The organism is Micrococcus sp. HOU01, assembly GCF_035609305.1.
Lineage (GTDB): Bacteria > Actinomycetota > Actinomycetes > Actinomycetales > Micrococcaceae > Micrococcus > Micrococcus luteus.
On sequence record NZ_CP141211.1, the window covers coordinates 859,085 to 877,165 of the forward strand.

The window sequence follows — 18,081 nt, forward strand, 5'->3', positions numbered from 1 at the left end:
TCAGACCTTCCTCAGCAGCACGCGGGTCACCTCGTGCTGCGCGTTCTTCGTGAGCACCAGCCGGGCGCGCCCGCGGGTCGGGCGCACGTTCTGCTCGAGGTTCGGGCCGTTGATGGAATCCCAGATGGACTCGGCCGTCGCCTGAGCCTCGGCGTCCGACAGGGAGGAGTATCGGTGGAAGTAGCTGCGCGGGTCGGCGAAGGCCCCCGAGCGCAGACCCATGAACCGGTCGATGTACCAGGACCGGATCCAGGACGCGCGAGCGTCCACGTACACCGAGAAGTCGAAGAAGTCGGAGACGGAGAGCCCGGCGGTGCCGTCGGCCCGCGTGCGCGGCGGGGCCAGCACGTTGAGCCCCTCCACGATCAGCACGTCGGGACGGTGCACCACCTGCTCCTCGCCCGGCACGATGTCGTAGGTGATGTGCGAGTACACGGGCGCGCGCACCTCCTGTGCCCCGGACTTGACGTCCGCCATGAAGCGCAGCAGCGCGCGGCGGTCGTAGGACTCGGGGAAGCCCTTGCGGGACAGGATGCCGCGCTCGTGCAGCACCGCGTTGGGGTGCAGGAAGCCGTCCGTGGTGACCAGCTCGACGCGCGGCGTGGTCGGCCAGCGGCGCAGCATCTCCTGGAGCACGCGCGCCGTCGTCGACTTGCCGACGGCGACCGACCCGGCCACCCCGATCACGTACGGGGTGCGCCCCGTCCGCTCGCCGAGGAACGCGTTGGTCGCGCTGCGCAGGGCCGCGGAGGCCTCCACGTTGATGCTCAGGAGGCGCGAGAGCGGAAGGTAGACCTCGGCGACTTCGCGCAGGGACAGATGCTCGCCGAGGCCGCGCAGACGTTCCACGTCCGCCTGGTCGAAGGGCTGCGCCATCTCCGAGGCGAGACGGGCCCAGGTCTGGCGGTCCAGCTCCACGAAGGGCGAGCGCTGGTGGCCGTCGGGCACGGCGTCCGCGGGCTCCTCGGGGCCCACGAGGGGCAGCTCGGAGGTCGGGGGGGTGTAGGTCACCCGATCCATTATGGCCGCGGCCCGCCCGGAGCGGGCCCCCACGTGACGTCACAGGGCCCGGATAGGATCGGCCCATGCGCGTTCTTGTGACCGGCGGCGCCGGATACCTGGGATCCCATACCGTGCTCACGCTGCTCGAGGCGGGCCACGACGTCCTCGTCCTGGACAGCCTGGTCACGGCGACGACGACGTCACTCGAGCGGGTCGCCGAGCTCGCCGGGACGCGCCTGGGCGGGTCGCGGCTGCGCCTGCACGTGGCCGACATCCGCCGCCCCGAGGACTACCGCGGGGCGCTCGCGGACTTCGGCCCGGCCGCACTCGTGCACTTCGCCGGGCTGAAGTCGCCCACCGAGTCGATGACCCGCCCCGCCGCCTACTACGACGTGAACGTGGGCGGCACGGCCGCCGTCGCCGAGGCCGCGCTCGCGGCCGGCGCCCGCACGGTCCTGTTCTCCTCCTCCGCGACCGTGTACGGCGACCGCGCGCCGATGCCGGTCGCCGAGGACGCCGCCACGGACCCGGTCTCGCCCTACGGGCACTCCAAGCTCATGGCGGAGCAGGTGCTGCGCGACGTCTGCGCGACGGTCGACGGCGGCGGGCTGGCGATGCTGCGCTACTTCAACCCGGTCGGCGCGCACCCCTCCGGGCGGCTGGGCGAGGACCCGGGCGGGGTGCCGGCGAACCTCATGCCCTTCGTGGCGCGGGTGGCCTCCGGCGCGTACCCCGAGCTGCGGGTGTTCGGCGCGGACTTCGACACGCGCGACGGCAGCGCCGTGCGCGACTTCATCCACGTGATGGACCTCGCGGAGGCGCACGTGGCCGGGCTCGAATGGCTCGCGGCCCGGGTGGCGACCGGGGGCGGTACGACGACCCGGGTCTGGAACATCGGCCGGGGCGAGGGCGTCACCGTGTTCGAGATGGTGCGCGCCTTCGAGGCGGTCACGGGCGGCCGCATCCCGTACCGCGTGGTCGAGCGCCGGCCCGGGGACATCGCCGAGTCGTGCGCGGCCGTGGACGCGATCGGCGCCGAGGTGGGCTGGCACGCCCGGCGCGATGTGACCGCGATGGTGCGGGACCTCTGGGCCTGGCAGGAGGCCAACCCCGCGGGGTTCTCGTCCCGGACGGAGTGACCCGGCCCGCCGTGCGCCGAAGTCGGGTCCGGCCCGGTATTCTCGTGCGCATGTGCGGAATCGTCGGATACATCGGCCAGCCCCAGTCGGATCGTGAGCACGGCGCTCTCGACGTCCTGATGGAGGGCCTGCGTCGTCTCGAATACCGCGGATACGACTCCGCCGGTGTGGCCGTGGTGGACGGCGGTCAGCTGTACCACCGGAAGAAGGCGGGCAAGCTCGCCAACCTCGCCGAGGAGCTCGCCGAGCACCCCATCCCCACCGGCCTCGTCGGCATCGGCCACACCCGGTGGGCCACCCACGGCGGCCCCACCGACCGCAACGCCCACCCGCATGTGGCGGACGAGGGCCGCTTGGCGCTGATCCACAACGGCATCATCGAGAACTACGCCGAGCTGCGCGAGGAGCTGCTCGCCAAGGGCGTCGAGTTCCTCTCCGAGACGGACACCGAGGTGGCCGCCCACCTCCTCGCCGACGTCTACCGGAACGCGGCCGGCCAGGACCTGACCCGCGCCATGCAGCTGGCCTCCCAGCGCCTCGAGGGTGCCTTCACCCTGCTGGCCGTGCACGTGGACCACCCGGACCGCGTGGTGGCCTCGCGCCGCAACTCGCCGCTCGTCGTCGGCCTGGGCGAGGGGGAGAACTTCCTCGGCTCGGACGTCTCCGGCTTCATCGACTTCACCCGCGAGGCCATCGAGCTCGAGCAGGACCAGGTCGTGACGATCACGGCCGACGCCGTCGAGATCTCGGACTTCCGGGGCGGCCCCGCCGACGGCAAGCGCTTCACCGTGGACTGGGACGCCTCGGCCGCGGAGAAGGGCGGCTTCGAGACCTTCATGGAGAAGGAGATCCACGACCAGCCCCAGGCCGTGCAGGACACCCTGCTGGGCCGCACGGACGCCGCCGGCGCCCTGATGCTGGACGAGCTGCGGATCGACCCCGAGGAGCTCAAGGCCGTCGACAAGATCATCGTCCTGGCGTGCGGCACGTCCGCCTACGCGGGCACGGTGGCCAAGTACGCCATCGAGCACTGGTGCCGGATCCCCGTGGAGGTGGAACTCTCCCACGAGTTCCGCTACCGCGACCCGATCATCGACCCGCACACCCTCGTGGTGTCCATCTCCCAGTTCGGCGAGACCATGGACACCCTCATGGCGGTCCGCTACGCCAAGGAGCAGGGCGCCCGCACCGTGTCCATCTGCAACACCAACGGCTCCACGATCCCGCGCGAGTCGGACGCCGTGCTCTACACGCACGCCGGCCCCGAGATCGCCGTCGCCTCCACCAAGGCGTTCCTGGCGCAGATCACCGCCGCCTACCTGCTGGGCCTGTACCTGGCCCAGCTGAACAAGAAGCTGTTCAGCGGCCAGATCAAGGACATCCTGGCGGACCTCGGGGCGATCCCCGGCAAGATCGAGGAGATCCTCGCCGCCAAGGACCAGGTCAAGGAGCTCGCCCGCTCCATGGCCGACGCCCACTCCGTCCTGTTCCTCGGCCGCAACGTCGGCTACCCGGTGGCCATGGAGGGCGCGCTCAAGCTCAAGGAGCTCGCGTACATCCACGCCGAGGGCTTCGCCGCGGGCGAGCTCAAGCACGGCCCGATCGCCCTGATCGACGACGGCCAGCCGGTCTTCGTGGTCATGCCCTCGCCCATGGACCGACACTCGCTGCACGCCAAGGTGGTCTCGAACATCCAGGAGGTCCGCGCCCGCGGCGCCCGCACCTTCGCCGTCGCCGAGCGCGGCGACGCGACCGTGCGCGGCCAGGCCGAGGTTGTCTTCGAGGTCCCCGAGACCCAGCCGATGCTCATGCCGCTGCTGACCACGGTCCCGCTGCAGATCTTCGCCCTCGAGCTCGCCACGGCGAAGGGCTACGACGTGGACCAGCCGCGCAACCTCGCCAAGTCCGTCACGGTGGAGTGATCCGCCGCTGAGGCCACCGAGACCTCTCCTGCCGGGCCCGGCCGCCACAGAGCGGCCGGGCCCGCGACGCGTCCGGGACGGTCGTCCTCCCGCGCCAGTAGACTCCCCGAGGAGGCCCGCCGCACCCGGCGGGCCGCACGACGAGACCCCGGAGAGTCATGCACACAGTGGAGATCGGCCAGCCGTACCCCCTCGGGGCCACCGTGGACGAGACCGGCACCAACTTCGCCCTCGCGGTCTCCCGCGAGGTGGAGGCGGTCGAGCTGTGCCTCGTCGCCGACGACGGCACGGAGACGCGCATCCCTCTCGAGGAGCGGCACGGCACCACGTGGCACGCCCACGTGGCGGGCATCGGGCACGGGCAGCGCTACGGCTACCGCGTGCACGGCCCCTGGGACCCCGCCCGCGGCCTGTGGCACAACCCGGCCAAGATCCTCGTGGACCCGTACGCGCGGGCGTTCACCGGCGACTACGAGTGGGGCCAGCAGCACCACTCGTACGACTTCGACGAGCCGGACCGCATCGACACCTCGGACAACCTGGGCACGAGCATGCTCGGCGTCGTCGTCGCCGAGGACTTCGACTGGGGCGATGACGCCCCACCCGCCGTCGAGCTCACGGACACGGTGATCTACGAGACCCACGTCAAGGGCATGACCAAGCTGCACCCCGCCGTCCCGGAGGAGCTGCGCGGCACCTACGCGGGCATGGCCCACCCGGAGGTGGTCCGCCACCTGACCGAGCTCGGGGTGACCGCCGTCGAGCTGATGCCCGTGCACCAGTTCGTCAACGACGCCACCTTGCAGGAGAAGGGGCTGAGCAACTACTGGGGCTACAACACGCTCGGCTTCTTCGCCCCGCACGCCGCCTACGCCTCCTCCTCGGAGGTGGGCGGCCAGGTCCGCGAGTTCAAGCAGATGGTGAAGGACCTGCATGCCGCCGGTCTCGAGGTGATCCTCGACGTGGTCTACAACCACACGGCCGAGGGCAACGACAAGGGCCCCATGCTCAGCCTGCGCGGGCTGGACAACGCCGGCTACTACCACCTCGTCGAGGGTGACGAGCGGCACTACATGGACTACACCGGCACGGGGAACTCGGTGGACCTCTCCAGCCCCAAGGCCCTCCAGCTGGTCATGGACTCCCTGCGCTACTGGGTCACCGAGATGCACGTGGACGGCTTCCGGTTCGACCTGGCCACCACCCTCACCCGGGTGGAGGGGGAGCAGGGCCCCGACATGTTCTCCGGGTTCTTCGACGTGGTCCGCCAGGACCCGGTGCTGCGCACCGTCAAGCTCATCGCCGAGCCGTGGGACGTGGGCTGGGGCGGCTACCAGGTGGGCAACTTCCCCGGCCTCTGGTCCGAGTGGAACGGCATGTACCGGGACACGGTGCGCGACTTCTGGCGAGGCGAGCCCGGCACGCTCGGCGAGTTCGCCACGCGCCTGACCGGCTCGGCGGACCTCTACGAGGGGGACGGGCGCAGCCCCGGCGCGTCCGTGAACTTCGTCACGGCCCACGACGGCTTCACGCTGCGTGACCTCGTCTCCTACAACGAGAAGCACAACGAGGCCAACGGCGAGGACAATAACGACGGCGAGGCGCACAACCGCTCGTGGAACTGCGGCGTGGAGGGGGAGACCGACGACCCCGAGGTCGTGACGCTCCGCGCCCGCCAGCGCCGCAACTTCCTGGCCACCCTGCTGATCAGCCAGGGCGTGCCCATGATCAGCCACGGCGACGAGCTGGGCCGCACCCAGGGCGGCAACAACAACGTCTACTGCCAGGACAACGAGATCTCGTGGATCGACTGGTCCGCCATGGACGACTCGCTCGTGGCGTTCACCCGCGACCTGATCGCGCTGCGCCGTGACCACGCGGTGTTCCGCCGTCGCCACCACTTCGACGGTCGCCCCGCGGCCCGCGACATCGAGGCGCCCCTGCCGGACATCGTGTGGCTCGAGCCGGACGCGACCGCCAAGACGGAGGACGACTGGGGCGCCGAGGCCCGGTCGATCGGCTTCTACCTCAACGGGCACACGCTCCCCCGCGGGGACGAGGAAGGGGAGGAGCCCTACCGGGACTTCTACGTCCTCATGAACGCGTGGTGGGAGCCCGTGCCGTACACCCTGCCCGGGCCCACGTTCCCGGCCGAGTGGGAGGTCGTCGTGGACACCTCGTCCCACGTCGCCCCGAGCGGCTCGCACCCCCGCGTGCGTGCCGGGGACGTGCTTGAGCTCCCGGCCCGCTCCACCGTCGTGCTGCGGCAGGTCCCCGAGGGCGCATGAACGAGCGGGTCGACCGGGGGCGCGTCCGCCGTGGCCTGCCGCGGTGGGCGCGGGCCCTCTGCGCCACCGTGGCGACCCTGGCGGCGCTGGGACTGGCCTTCGGCGCGGGATGGGCCACGCACGCCGTGACGGACCCGCACCCGGACGACGCACCGCGCGTGGACGCCCTCCTCGTCCTCTACAGCCAGCCCCGCGTCTACGACGCCGCGATCGAGCTCGCCGCGTCCGGTGTCACCGACCGGCTCTTCGTCTCCGCGTACCTGGGGCCGGACGGGCACGAGAAGCTGTGCGGCGGCCCGGAGGAGCGCGACCCGCGGCTGGAAGGCGTCACCGTCGAGTGCTTCGCGCCCGATCCGGTGACCACCCAGGGCGAGGTCGTCCACGCGGCCGACCGCATGCGCGAGCTGGGCCTGCACCACCTGGGCGTGCTCACCTTCCACCAGCACGTGGAGCGTGCGCGGCTGCTGGCGGAGCGGTGCCTCACACCCGAGGAGGGCCGTGTGTCCCTGTACGCGTTCGACGCCGGCTTCGACCGGCTCGGCCGCCTGCAGCACGGCGTCTACGGCGTGCTGGCCTACGGGAAGGCGATGCTCACGCCGGGCTGTGACCAGCAGCTGCCCGGCGTGCTGCAGTGGCCGCTCGATCTGGCCAAGCGACTGCGCGGGCAGCCCGTCGGGGACGAGGCCGGCGCCGTCGTCGTCGTGGGCGCCCGGCGGGCGGGGGCGGCGTGATCGTCGGCGTGGGGGTGGACGTGGTGGACGTCCCGCGGTTCCGGGCGCAGCTCGAGCGCACGCCGGCGCTGCGCGCACGCCTGTTCACCGAGGACGAGCGGGACCTGCCGTTGCGCTCGCTGGCCGCGCGCTTCGCCGCCAAGGAGGCGATCGCCAAGGCCATGGGCGCCCCGCCCGGGATGATGTGGCACCACTGCTGGATCCCGCGCCCGGACCACGGCGACGGCCGCCCCACCGTGCACCTGACCGGCACCGTCCAGGCCCAGGCCGAGGCCCTGGGCATCACCCACTGGCACCTCTCCCTCAGTCATGACGGGGACGTCGCCACCGCCTACGTGGTCGCCGAACGCCGCGCGGCCGAGGAGGAGTCCGCATGACCGCCGATGACCTGACCCGCATCGCCGTGACCGGCTCGGCCGTGCGCACGGCCGAGGAGCCCCTGCTCGCGGCCGGGCGCGGCCCGGAGCTGATGCACGCCGCCGCCTGGGCCCTGGCCGAGCACGCCGCCGCCCTGCTGCGTGAGCGCGGCCCCGTGGCCGGGACGACCGTGGCCGCCCTCGTCGGCCCCGGCAACAACGGCGGGGACGCGCTGTTCGCCCTCGCGTTCCTGCGCCGCCGGGGCGTGGCCGCGGTCGCCGTGCCCGTCCGCCGGGACGACGACGGCGCCCCGCGCTGGCACGCCGAGGGCTGGGCTGCGCTGCGAGCGGCCGGGGGACGCCGCGCCGACGCGGTGCCGCCCGAGGCCGCGCTCGTGGTGGACGGCGTGCTCGGCACGGGCTTCACCGGCGAGTATGAGCTGCCCGCCGCGGCGCGCGCGCTGCCGGCGGAGGCGCTCGTGCTGGCGTGCGACGTGCCCTCCGGCGTGGACGCGGACACCGGCGAGGTGCGGGGGGAGGCCCTCCGCGCGGACGCGACCGTGACGTTCGGCGCCCTCAAGTCCGGCCTCGTCCTCGGGGACGGGGCGGCGCGCGCGGGCACCGTGCACGTGGCGGACATCGGGCTGGGACCGCACCTGCCGACGTCGCCGGCCGCGCGACTGGGCGTGATGGACGAGGCCGCCGCACGGGCCGCCCACCCGGCCCCCGCGGCCGAGGCCCACAAGTACACGCGCGGCGTGGTGGCCGTCGTCGCCGGATCGGAGCGCTACCCGGGGGCCGCCGTGCTCGCGAGCGCGGGCGCGCTGCACACGGGCGCGGGCATGGTGCACCACGCCGGCCCGCAGACCACCCGGGACCTGGTGCTCGCCGCCCACCCCGAGGCGCTGGTCTCGGCGGAGGGGCCCGAGCCGTCGCGCGCGGACGCCTGGGTGGCCGGCCCCGGCCTGGACACCGAGCACGACGCGCGGCGGCGCTGGGCCGGCGTCCTCGCCGCGCTTGAGGAACGGCCGGAGGCGGCCCTGGTCGCCGACGCCTCGGCCCTGGACCTGGTCACCGCCGCCGAGCTGCGGTCGCTGCGCGCGGCCGGCACGCCCGTGGTCCTGACGCCGCACGCCGGGGAGTGGTCCCGGCTGCGCGAGCGCGTCCCCGCGGACGGCGCCGACGCCGCCGACCCGCTCGCGGCGCTGCGGGCGTGGACCGCTGCGCACGGGGCCACCGTCCTGCTCAAGGGCCCGCGCACCCTCGTGGTCGCCCCGGACGGCGAGGCGTGGGTCGTGACCGGCGGCGGGCCCGACCTCGCGATGGGCGGCACCGGCGACGTGCTCTCCGGGGCGATCGGTGCCGTCCTGGCCGCGGACGTGGCGCGGCGCTCGCGGGCGCGCCGGGCCGGGGAGGATCCCGGCCCGGCGCCCACGGCCCGGCTCGCGGCCGCCGCCGCCTGGCTGCACGCCCAGGCCGGGGCCGAGCAGGCCCGCGCCGGGCGGATCACCACGGCCACGCTGCCGACCGCGCTGGGCGCGCGCGTCGCGCGCCTGTGGTGGCCGGACGACGCCGAGCCGGAGTCCGTCCGATGAGCCTCGCCGACGTCAACCCGGCGGACACCGAGCGCGCCGCACGCATCGACCTGGCGGCCGTCCGGCACAACGTGGGCGTGCTGCGGGAGCGGATCCGCCGCCCCGACGGCAGCCGGCCGCTGCTGACCGCCGTCGTCAAGGCCGACGCCTACGGCCACGGCGCGGTGGCCGTCGCCCGCGCCGCCGCGGCCGCCGGCGCGGACCGGCTCGGCGTGGCCCACGTGCGCGAGGCCCTGGCCCTGCGCGCGGCGGGGGTGCCCCTGCCCGTGCTCGCGTGGCTGCACACCGGGGCCACGGACTTCGCCGCCGCGGTGGAGGCGGAGGTGACCCTCGGCGTCTCGGGCTGGGACCTCGACGCCGTCGCCGACGCCGTCCGCGGGCTGCGGGCCCGCGGCGGGGCCGGACCCGAGGCCCGCGCCGTCCTGCACCTGAAGGCGGACACCGGCCTGGGCCGCCACGGCTGCACGCCCGAGCGGTGGCCCGCGTTCGTCGCGCGTGCCGCCGAGCTCGAGGCCGCGGGCCTCGTGCGGGTGGAGGGCGTGTTCTCCCACCTCGGCGTGGCGGACGAGCCGGACCGGGCCGCCGAGACCACGGCGCAGCTGCTGCGGTTCGAACGGATGGCCGCCGAGGCCGCCGAGGCGCTCGGCCACCCGCTGCTGCGGCACCTGGCCAACACGCCCGCCGCCCTCGCCCGGCCGGACACGCACCTGGACATGGTGCGCGTCGGCCTGGGCCTGTACGGGCTCTCCCCGTTCGCGGACGTCACCGCCGCCGAGTTCGGACTGCGCCCGGCCATGTCCCTCGTCACCGTCCTGGCCAACGTCAAGGCCGTCCCCGCCGGGCAGGGCGTGTCCTACGGGTTCCGCCACGTCACGGCGGAGCCCACCACCCTCGGGCTCGTGCCCCTCGGCTACGCCGACGGCGTCCCGCGCGTCGTCGAGGATACGCGCGTCCACGTCGGCGGCCGGACCGTCCCCGTGGTGGGCCGCATCGCGATGGACCAGTTCGTGGTGGACCTCGGCCCGGACGCCGCGGACGCGCCCGGCGACGCCGTCGAGCTGTTCGGACCGGCCTCCGGCATTCCGGTGGAGGAGTGGGCCGCGGCCGCCGGGACGATCAACTACGAGCTGGTGACCCGCATCGGAGGCCGCGTGGACCGGCAGCACGTGGACCCCACGCCGACCCAGGAGGCCCGCCCATGAGCGACCACGAGTTCCCCGCCCCCGGCCCGACCCTGCCCGAGCCCGTGCTGACGGCGACGGTCCCGCTCGAGGGCGCCGACGGCACCCGGGCGTTCGGCCGCGCCCTCGCCGGGGTGCTCCGCGCCGGCGACGTGCTGATCCTCACGGGCGACCTCGGCGCGGGCAAGACGACCTTCACCCAGGGGCTGGCCAGCGGATTCGGCGTGGCCTCCGGCGTGGTCTCGCCGACGTTCGTCCTCTCCCGCGTCCACCCCGCCCCGGCCGACGCCCCGGCGGGCACCCCGGACCTCGTGCACGTGGACGCGTACCGGCTGCGCTCGGCGGGGGAGCTCACGGACCTCGACCTGGACGCGAGCGTGGACCGCTCCGTGACCGTCGTCGAGTGGGGCCGGGGCATGGCCGAGTCCCTCGCCGGGTTCCCCGAGGACCCGGACGCCTCGTGGCTGGACATCGAGATCGTCCGGGCCCGCGGGGGTGAGGACGCTCCCGCGGCCCCGGCGGGGGAGGAGGACGGGATCGTCACCGACTTCTCCGACGAGGACGGAGGCCAGGCCGAGGAGCTGCGCTCGGCCGTCGTGACCGGCCGCGGCCCGCGCTGGGCCGGCGTCGTGCTTCCGTAGACTGGCGGCCATGGCCCTGCTCCTCGCGATCGACTCCTCCGCCGCCGCCTCCGTCGCCGTCCTGCGGGACGGTGAGGAGCTCGCGCGCTGGGCCACGGACGACACCCACGCCCACGCCGAGGTGCTCGCCCCCGCGGTGCAGACCGTGCTCGGCCAGGCCGGCGTCACCGGCACCGCGCTGGACGCGCTCGCGGTCGGCGTCGGCCCCGGACCCTTCACGGGACTGCGCGCGGGCCTGGCGACGGCGGCCGCCCTCGGCCTGGCGTGGGACGTGCCCGTGCACGGGGTCCGCAGCCTCGACGCGCTCGCCCACACGGCCGGCGTCGACGCCTTCCGCCACGGGATCGAGGAGTTCGTGGTCGCCACGGACGCCCGCCGCCGCGAGGTCTACTGGGCCCACTACGCGCAGGTCGGCGGGCAGCCGACCCTGCTGCACGGCCCTTTCGTCTCGCCGGCGGACGAGGTCACCCCACTGCCCGTCTACGGCGCGGGGGCCGGGCTCTACCCCGAGGCGCTGCGCGCGGTGCCGGACTGGGAGACGGCCACGCCGTCCGCCGTCGGGGTGGGGCAGGTGGCCGAGCTCGCCCTGCGGCGCGGCCGCGGCCTCGTGCCCGCCGAGCCGCTCTACCTGCGCGAGTCCGACGCCAAGGTCCCCGGCCCCCGCAAGCGGGCGGGCGCGTGAGCCCGGCCGAGCCGGCCCCGACCGACGACGGGCGCCCCGCCGAGGATGAGCACGGGCTGCCGCCCGGGTACCTGCTGCGCCCCATGACCGTGTGGGACGTCCCCGAGGTGCTCGCCCACGAGGCCACGCTCTTCCCGCTCGACGCCTGGCCCGCGCACTTCTACGAGGAGGAGCTCGCCCAGACCGGCCCCGCCGGCGGGCGGGACGCGCACGGCCGCCCACCCACCCGGGACTACCGCGTGGTCGTCCGCGACGTGGCCGCGCCCGGCTCCGCGGACGACGACGGCCCCGCCCCCGGCGAGATCGTCGGCTACGGCGGGATCATGGTGGTCGGCGACGTCGCCGACGTGCAGACCGTGGGCACCGTCGCGGGGGCGCAGAGGCGGGGGATCGGGGCGGCCCAGCTGCGCTGGATGGCCGCGGAGGCCGCGGCGCGCGGTGCGAGCGCCCTCATGCTCGAGGTCCGGGCCTCCAACGCCGCCGCCCGGCGGCTCTACGCGCGCCACGGATTCCAGGAGCTGCATGTGCGCCGCCGCTACTACCCGGGCGGCGAGGACGCCGTGATCATGCGCAAGGCCCTGTGACCGGGCCGCTCACTAGACTGGAGCCCATGCCCACCGCCACCGCAGCCCCCCTCGTGCTCGGCATCGAGTCCTCCTGCGACGAGACCGGCGTCGGCGTCGTCCGCGGCACCGCCCTGCTGGCCCACGAGGTCGCTTCCTCCGTCGAGGAGCACGTGCGCTTCGGCGGCGTGATCCCGGAGATCGCCGCCCGCGCCCACCTCGAGGCCCTCGTGCCCACGATCCGCCGCGCCCTGGACACCGCCGACGTCACCCTCGCGGACCTCGACGCGATCGCCGTCACCTCCGGCCCGGGTCTGGCGGGCGCGCTCATGGTGGGGGTCGCGGGGGCGAAGGCGCTGGCCACGGCCCTCGGCACGCCCCTCTACGGCATCAACCACCTCGTGGCGCACGTGGGCGTCGGCATGCTGGACGGCGTGCGGCCCGCGCAGTGGGACAACCTGCCCGCGGACCTGGGCGCGCTGCTCGTCTCCGGCGGGCACACCGAGATCCTGCGCGTGGGCCGGATCAGCTCCGAGGTCGAGCTGCTGGGCTCGACCATCGACGACGCGGCCGGCGAGGCGTACGACAAGGTCGCCCGGCTCATCGGGGCGGGCTACCCCGGGGGCCCCGTGATCGACCGGCTCGCCGCCCAGGGCGACCCGACGGCCTTCCGCTTCCCTCGCGGGCTCACCGCGGGCAAGTTCGTCGGCAGCGCCGAGGAGCCCGGCCCTCACCGACACGACTGGTCCTTCTCCGGGCTGAAGACCGCCGTCTCCCGCGCCGTGGAGCAGTTCGAGGCCCGCGGCCTCGAGGTGCCGCGCGCGGACATCGCCGCCTCCTTCCAGGAGGCCGTCGCGGACGTGATCACCGCCAAGGCCGTCCGCGCCTGCCGCGAGCACGGGCTCACCCACCTGATGCTCGGCGGCGGCGTCGCGGCGAACTCGCGCCTGCGCGCCCTGCTCGCCGACCGGTGCCGCTCCGCCGGCATCGAGCTGACCGTCCCGCCCGTGAACCTGTGCACCGACAACGGGGCGATGGTCGCCGCGCTCGGCGCACGCCTGGTGCGCGACGGCGTCGCCCCCTCCGACGCGTGGTTCGGCGCGGACCCGGGGCAGCCGGTCGAGGTCGTCAGCGTCTGACGCGGGGGCGGCACGACGAGGGCACTCGGGCTGCCCGATAGAATCGGCCGCATGCGCGTACTTGTCACCGGCGGCGCCGGATTCCTCGGTTCTCACACCGTCAGTGTCCTGCTCGACGCCGGTCACGACGTCCTGGTGCTCGACAGCCTGGTCTCCAGCACCACCGTACCCCTGGAGCGAATCGCGGAGCTAGCTGGTGCGACGTTCGGAGGATCGCGCTTGAGGTTCCACCGTGCGGACGTGCGTGAGCCCACGTCCTATCGGGAGGCCGTGGTGGCATTCGGCCCCGATGCCGTCGTCCACTTCGCCGGACTGAAGTCGCCCACGGAGTCGCTCGCCGACCCGGCGTCTTATTACACCGTGAACGTCGCCGGTACCGCCGCCGTCGCCGAGGTCGCGGGCGCCGCCGGTGCCCGCGCCTTCCTCTTCTCGTCCTCCGCCACGGTGTACGGGGACGAAGCACCGGTCCCCGTGGGGGAGGACGCCGCTGTTGCGCCGGTCACCCCCTACGGGCACTCCAAGCTCATGGCGGAGCAGGTGCTCCGGCACATGCACGAGGCGGGGCGTCACATGGGTGTGGCCGTGCTTCGCTACTTCAACCCCGTCGGCGCGCACCCCTCGGGTCGTCTCGGGGAGGACCCGCAGGGCGTTCCCGCCAACCTGATGCCGTTCGTGGCGCGAGTCGCCGGTGGGTGGTACGAACAGCTGAACGTCTTCGGCGCTGACTTCGCCACGCGTGATGGCAGTGCCGTGCGGGACTTCATCCACGTGATGGACCTGGCGGAGGCCCATGTGGCCACCCTCGAATGGATGGTCGCCCAGCCCGGGGAGGAGGTCGGGGTGCGGGTCTGGAACATCGGCCGTGGGGAAGGGGTCACGGTCTTCGAGATGATCCAGGCTTTCGAACGCGTCACCGGTCGCCCGGTGCCGTTCCAGGTCGTCGGGCGCCGACCCGGTGATATCGCTGCGTCATGCGCGTCGGTGGACGCCATCGCCGCGACCGTGGGGTGGCGGGCGAGCCGTGATACCGATGCCATGGTGCGGGATCTCTGGGCGTGGCAGCAGGCCAATCCCTCGGGCTATGCGGGGGACGCGCCCTGACGGGGAAGCTGCCCCACGGAGCCGCGCGGCCATTCGCTGAGGGACGCGTCAGCGCTGGGCGATGCGCTCTATCGCGGGTGCGATGACGTCCATGGCCGCATCGATCTGCCGTGCAGCGGTGGCCATGGCCTCGGGACCTCGCTTGTAGGGATCCTGCACCTCGTCGCTCGGATCGGTGGAGCGACGCGCCCAGAGGAGTGGGACAAGGCGGTCCAACTCCAGGTCTGCTGGCAGGTCTGACATGATGCGCGCTGCCTGGCCCAGCAGCAGCACCTTGCGCCCGTGCTGGGGCCAGGCGTCGAGGATCCATCGCCGGTGGTCTGGGCCCATGGTCAGCACGAGATCCGCCTCCTCCAGGAGGCCGCGGGTGAGCTGGCGTGCGACGTGTTGGGACGGGTCTCCGGCGGCGTGGACCTCTGCGGCCATGGGCGGATCGATGGGATGTTCGACGAGCGCGCGTGTTCCTGCCGATCCGAACTCGACGCCCCGGATGCCGCGCGCGCGGCTGGTCACGTCGGCGTAGGCGGAACGACAGATGTTGGCCGTGCAGACGAAAAGGACCTTGAAGGGGCCTTCGTGCCCGAGCGCATGACGGTTTTCACCGCCGGGTTGCCACTGGAATCGTGTCATTGGATTGGCTCCTCATCGTCGTGGACGCGCCGGGGCACGCTCCTCACCGGAGGGCCCGGGACACAAGATACCCGCGTGGTCTCCGCCTCATCGGATGATCGCGCCGCACGGCGCCCCACGGATCACTTTCGCCGCCCCGGAACTGGGATAAGGTGAGCCGAGCTCGCATACGGGATGGAGGCCTCGCGGCTGACCGGTGAGGTTCTCGCTGGGCGGCAGGCACCGCGAATGTCACGCTGTCATAGGTGGGTCCATGTCGTGGTGAACCTCATTGGAGTCTCGATCGAGGGAATGTGATGGATCTTCAGCAATACCTACAGACCTTGCGCAAGTACTGGCGCAGCATTCTGACCGTGCTGTCGGTATGCGTGGGCGCGGCTCTCGTGTTCACGTTCTTGCAGACGCCGAAGTACAGCTCCACATCGTCGGCGCTCATCGCGGTGGACACGGCGGCTACACCCGGCGAGTTGTCCTCTGGCGCCCTTTACGCCGAGCGGCAGGTCTCCTCCTTCGTCGCCCTCGCCGACAGCGCCCTCGTCCTCGACCCCGTCATCGATGAACTGGGTCTGAACGTGACACCACAGGCCTTGCGGAGTCGCGTGTCGGTGTCGGCTCCCGCCGGCACCTCCATCGTGGATGTCACGGTCACGGACACGAACGCCGGACGTGCCGCCGAGATCGCCAACGCGATCACGGCTAGCCTCAAGAACGTCACCAGCGACGTCGTGCCCACCGGTCCTGACGGGGACGAGATCGTCACCGTCACGGTGGTGGAGCCGGCGGCAGCGTCGTCCCGTCCGGTGTCACCGCGCCCCGTGCTGAACATCGCCCTGGGATTGATCGCCGGCGTCGTCATCGGCCTGGGCCAGGCGCTGGTGCGGCGCGTGCTGGACTCCCGTATCCGTACAAGGGATGACCTCGAGGAGGTCACCGACGCGCCGGTCCTGGCCTCCGTGGTCCACCACAAGGGTTCGGACCGGCCCAAGGACGAAGCCGCTCCCACCCGCGTCACGGCGTGGGCCAGCGACGAGTCGTATCGGAAGCTGCGCACCGCCGTGGGCTTCGTCGCTCTCGGCGGTGAACGACGTTCCTCCATCGTCGTCACCTCATCGGTGCAGGGTGAGGGCAAGACCGAGACCTCGACGAACCTGGCCAAGGTCCTGGCCGAGGCCGGCGCCCGGGTCCTGCTGGTTGATGCGGATCTGCGCCGTCCGCAGGTGGGGGCCAGGCTGGGCCTGGATGACGAGCTGGGCCTGTCCGATGTGCTGACCGGCCGAGCCGATCTCAACGACGTGCTGCTGTCCGTGGACAACCTGTCGGTCCTCCCCGCCGGAACGGTTCCTCCGAATCCGTCCGAGCTGCTGGGGTCCGAGGCCCTGGCGGAACTGCTCGCCCTCGTCGAGGCGCACTTCGAGTACGTCATCCTCGATGCCCCACCGCTGTTGCCCGTGACCGACGCGGCAGTCCTCAGCCACCAGGCCGGCGGCGCTGTCGTGGTGGCACGCGCGGGGGTCGCGCGCCAAAACCAGCTCACTGAGGCGCTGTCGATCCTCGAGGCGGCCGACGCGTCCGTCTACGGCGTCGTGCTCAACGACGTTCCGGTGTCGCAGATCGACGGATACTCCCAGTACTATCGCTGAGGCGCAGGCCTCCTCCCACGCGGGAGCGGCGCTCTCTGCAGCCTGCCGGAGGCCCCGTCCCAGCCCTTTGAAGTGGAGGATCATCCATGAAGTCTGCACTGCGTAGAATGGCGGCCCGAGCCCTGACCAAGGGCTCGTTCGACGACATCGAGTCCGAGATCCTCGCCGCTCTCGAACAGCCGGCGGGCGCCGCGGAGCCGCAACGCATCGACCGGATCGTCGAACACGCCGTGCGGAACGTGCCGTTCTACAACCGCCACTCCGCTCAGGCCTCGTCCCTCGAGGATCTGCCCGTGGTGGACAAACTGATGGTCAAGAGCGGAATCGAGGATTTCCTCCGCGCAGGAGTGGACCGCAGCCAGCTCGTGTCGCGGACGACGTCCGGGTCGACTGGCATTCCGTTGACGGTCTACCTGGACCGTTCCCGTGCCCGGCGCAACCAGGCCGGGGTGGCGGCATCGCTCACGTACGCCGGCGCCGACCCGTTCGCCCCCATCGTGCGGGCGCGCCAGTGGGGCCGCATCTCGGCCAGGAGCCGTGCGGTGCAGATCCTGCGTGAACACTACCCAGCGCATGCGGACCGTTTCGACCCCGCGGACATCGCGCCGCTGAAGGCTTGGGTGCAGAAGCGCAAAGACGTCATGTTCCTGGGCTACCCGTCGTACCTGGAAATGGTCATGCGCACCCTCGAAGCCGAAGGCGCGCGGTTCGCCCCGGGCAATGTCCGCACCCTGATCTCCGCAGCGGAGGCACCGACTCCGTACTTCTTCGCGGCGGCACGTCGCCTCTTCGGCGTCCAGGCCTATGCCCGGTACTCCAGCATGGAGATGGGAGCCATGAGCATCTCAGACCGAGACGACTGGAGCGCCTACAAGTTCGACACCAGTTCGTATCACGTGGAGATCCTCCAGGAGGACACCGACGAGCCTGCCGCAGCGGGGGAGCTGGGTCGCCTTGTCGTGAGCGATCTGCATAACCTGGCCATGCCTCTGCTGCGCTACGACACCGGTGACATGGCGCGATTCAAGGTCGACGACCAGGGTCGGGCCGTCCGGAACACGATCGTCGACCTGCACGGTCGTCGACTGGATGTGCTGGTGGGAGGCACCGCTGCGGCGCCGAGAAAGCTCCACGCTCTGGCGATCTGGGGCCCTGCCGCGCAGATCTCGGAGCTCCGCCAGTTCCAGCTGCGCCAGCACGACATCGGGCGGTTCACATGGCTCCTGAACGCAGAGCCGTCGGCAGAGATCGAGGGCACCCTGCGCCGTGCCCTGGACGAGCGGGTCGGTGACGTTGTCGAGTGCCGCTTCGAGTACGTCGACGAGATGCCGGTGCTGGCGTCGGGCAAGCGCAAGTTCTTCGTCAGTGACATCGACGACCCGTCGGCCCTTGTGGAGGGGGGCCGCTGACGACGGGAGCGCGCCGTCGTCGCCCTCTCGGGGCCCAAGAACATGGCCGGCACGGGGATGCC

General features: G+C 72.9%; 16 protein-coding genes. 14 read left to right on the forward strand and 2 right to left on the reverse strand.

From position 1 onward, the window contains the following. Window positions 1-1,011 (reverse strand): type I pantothenate kinase, encoded by a 1,011-nt coding sequence (gene coaA / locus SOY78_RS04075; protein WP_036383009.1) that lies wholly within the window; start codon window positions 1,009-1,011, stop codon window positions 1-3. Window positions 1,012-1,085: 74 nt separating this feature from the next. Here coaA and galE (SOY78_RS04080) point away from each other — a divergent pair, with 74 nt between their 5' ends. From galE (SOY78_RS04080) to galE (SOY78_RS04135), 12 genes are all read left to right on the forward strand, one after another. Then, window positions 1,086-2,141 carry a UDP-glucose 4-epimerase GalE gene (gene galE, locus SOY78_RS04080; protein ID WP_036383007.1) on the forward strand — a complete coding sequence of 352 codons (1,056 nt, stop codon included), beginning with the start codon at window positions 1,086-1,088 and terminating at the stop codon, window positions 2,139-2,141. 50 nt (window positions 2,142-2,191) lie between these two features. Further along, window positions 2,192-4,063: a glutamine--fructose-6-phosphate transaminase (isomerizing) gene (glmS, locus tag SOY78_RS04085; RefSeq protein WP_324701827.1), complete on the forward strand. Its 1,872-nt coding sequence runs from the start codon at window positions 2,192-2,194 to the stop codon at window positions 4,061-4,063. Between the two features lie 158 nt (window positions 4,064-4,221). Next, the gene (gene glgX / locus SOY78_RS04090) at window positions 4,222-6,351 is read left to right on the forward strand and encodes a glycogen debranching protein GlgX (RefSeq protein ID WP_324701828.1); all 2,130 of its coding nucleotides are present in this window, start codon (window positions 4,222-4,224) and stop codon (window positions 6,349-6,351) included. Further along, a complete protein-coding gene (locus SOY78_RS04095; protein WP_324701829.1) occupies window positions 6,348-7,082 on the forward strand; it encodes a hypothetical protein in 735 nt (244 codons plus the stop codon). The genes glgX and SOY78_RS04095 overlap by 4 nt, the downstream gene beginning before the upstream one ends. Next, window positions 7,079-7,459: a holo-ACP synthase gene (locus tag SOY78_RS04100; RefSeq protein WP_010080417.1), complete on the forward strand. Its 381-nt coding sequence runs from the start codon at window positions 7,079-7,081 to the stop codon at window positions 7,457-7,459. Before SOY78_RS04095 ends, SOY78_RS04100 begins: the two co-directional genes overlap by 4 nt. Continuing rightward, on the forward strand, window positions 7,456-9,033 hold the full coding sequence (locus SOY78_RS04105; protein WP_324701830.1) for an NAD(P)H-hydrate dehydratase: 1,578 nt from the start codon (window positions 7,456-7,458) through the stop codon (window positions 9,031-9,033). The genes SOY78_RS04100 and SOY78_RS04105 overlap by 4 nt, the downstream gene beginning before the upstream one ends. Next, window positions 9,030-10,235, forward strand: a complete 1,206-nt coding sequence (gene alr / locus SOY78_RS04110; RefSeq protein WP_324701831.1) for an alanine racemase — start codon at window positions 9,030-9,032, stop codon at window positions 10,233-10,235. The genes SOY78_RS04105 and alr overlap by 4 nt, the downstream gene beginning before the upstream one ends. Next, on the forward strand, window positions 10,232-10,855 hold the full coding sequence (gene tsaE / locus SOY78_RS04115; protein ID WP_285139740.1) for a tRNA (adenosine(37)-N6)-threonylcarbamoyltransferase complex ATPase subunit type 1 TsaE: 624 nt from the start codon (window positions 10,232-10,234) through the stop codon (window positions 10,853-10,855). Before alr ends, tsaE begins: the two co-directional genes overlap by 4 nt. A gap of 10 nt (window positions 10,856-10,865) precedes the next feature. Further along, the gene (gene tsaB, locus SOY78_RS04120; protein ID WP_285139739.1) at window positions 10,866-11,537 is read left to right on the forward strand and encodes a tRNA (adenosine(37)-N6)-threonylcarbamoyltransferase complex dimerization subunit type 1 TsaB; all 672 of its coding nucleotides are present in this window, start codon (window positions 10,866-10,868) and stop codon (window positions 11,535-11,537) included. Beyond that, window positions 11,534-12,121, forward strand: a complete 588-nt coding sequence (locus tag SOY78_RS04125) for a GNAT family N-acetyltransferase (RefSeq protein ID WP_324701832.1) — start codon at window positions 11,534-11,536, stop codon at window positions 12,119-12,121. The genes tsaB and SOY78_RS04125 overlap by 4 nt, the downstream gene beginning before the upstream one ends. 26 nt (window positions 12,122-12,147) lie before the next feature. After that, entirely contained in the window at window positions 12,148-13,239 is a 1,092-nt protein-coding gene (tsaD, locus tag SOY78_RS04130; RefSeq protein ID WP_324701833.1) for a tRNA (adenosine(37)-N6)-threonylcarbamoyltransferase complex transferase subunit TsaD, read from the forward strand. 51 nt (window positions 13,240-13,290) lie between these two features. Next, window positions 13,291-14,340 carry a UDP-glucose 4-epimerase GalE gene (galE, locus tag SOY78_RS04135; protein ID WP_041103299.1) on the forward strand — a complete coding sequence of 350 codons (1,050 nt, stop codon included), beginning with the start codon at window positions 13,291-13,293 and terminating at the stop codon, window positions 14,338-14,340. Between the two features lie 48 nt (window positions 14,341-14,388). Here galE (SOY78_RS04135) and SOY78_RS04140 read toward each other — a convergent pair whose 3' ends face one another. After that, window positions 14,389-14,970, reverse strand: a complete 582-nt coding sequence (locus tag SOY78_RS04140) for a hypothetical protein (protein WP_144825600.1) — start codon at window positions 14,968-14,970, stop codon at window positions 14,389-14,391. A gap of 296 nt (window positions 14,971-15,266) precedes the next feature. On the opposite strand from SOY78_RS04140, the gene SOY78_RS04145 reads away from it, so the two are divergent. Together SOY78_RS04145 and SOY78_RS04150 are read left to right on the forward strand one after the other, a co-directional pair. Next, entirely contained in the window at window positions 15,267-16,610 is a 1,344-nt protein-coding gene (locus SOY78_RS04145) for a polysaccharide biosynthesis tyrosine autokinase (protein WP_324701834.1), read from the forward strand. A gap of 86 nt (window positions 16,611-16,696) precedes the next feature. Continuing rightward, the gene (locus tag SOY78_RS04150; protein ID WP_144825598.1) at window positions 16,697-18,019 is read left to right on the forward strand and encodes a phenylacetate--CoA ligase family protein; all 1,323 of its coding nucleotides are present in this window, start codon (window positions 16,697-16,699) and stop codon (window positions 18,017-18,019) included. Window positions 18,020-18,081: the final 62 nt, after the last annotated feature.

Coding starts and splice junctions, on each gene's coding strand:
- tsaE (WP_285139740.1), top strand. CDS start 10,232: ATGAGCGACCACGAGTTCCCCGCCCCCGGCCCGACCCTGCCCGAGCCC.
- SOY78_RS04145 (WP_324701834.1), top strand. CDS start 15,267: ATGGATCTTCAGCAATACCTACAGACCTTGCGCAAGTACTGGCGCAGC.
- SOY78_RS04150 (WP_144825598.1), top strand. CDS start 16,697: ATGAAGTCTGCACTGCGTAGAATGGCGGCCCGAGCCCTGACCAAGGGC.
- tsaB (WP_285139739.1), top strand. CDS start 10,866: ATGGCCCTGCTCCTCGCGATCGACTCCTCCGCCGCCGCCTCCGTCGCC.
- glgX (WP_324701828.1), top strand. CDS start 4,222: ATGCACACAGTGGAGATCGGCCAGCCGTACCCCCTCGGGGCCACCGTG.
- SOY78_RS04105 (WP_324701830.1), top strand. CDS start 7,456: ATGACCGCCGATGACCTGACCCGCATCGCCGTGACCGGCTCGGCCGTG.
- glmS (WP_324701827.1), top strand. CDS start 2,192: ATGTGCGGAATCGTCGGATACATCGGCCAGCCCCAGTCGGATCGTGAG.
- galE (WP_036383007.1), top strand. CDS start 1,086: ATGCGCGTTCTTGTGACCGGCGGCGCCGGATACCTGGGATCCCATACC.
- SOY78_RS04095 (WP_324701829.1), top strand. CDS start 6,348: ATGAACGAGCGGGTCGACCGGGGGCGCGTCCGCCGTGGCCTGCCGCGG.
- tsaD (WP_324701833.1), top strand. CDS start 12,148: ATGCCCACCGCCACCGCAGCCCCCCTCGTGCTCGGCATCGAGTCCTCC.
- galE (WP_041103299.1), top strand. CDS start 13,291: ATGCGCGTACTTGTCACCGGCGGCGCCGGATTCCTCGGTTCTCACACC.
- SOY78_RS04140 (WP_144825600.1), bottom strand. CDS start 14,970: ATGACACGATTCCAGTGGCAACCCGGCGGTGAAAACCGTCATGCGCTC.
- alr (WP_324701831.1), top strand. CDS start 9,030: ATGAGCCTCGCCGACGTCAACCCGGCGGACACCGAGCGCGCCGCACGC.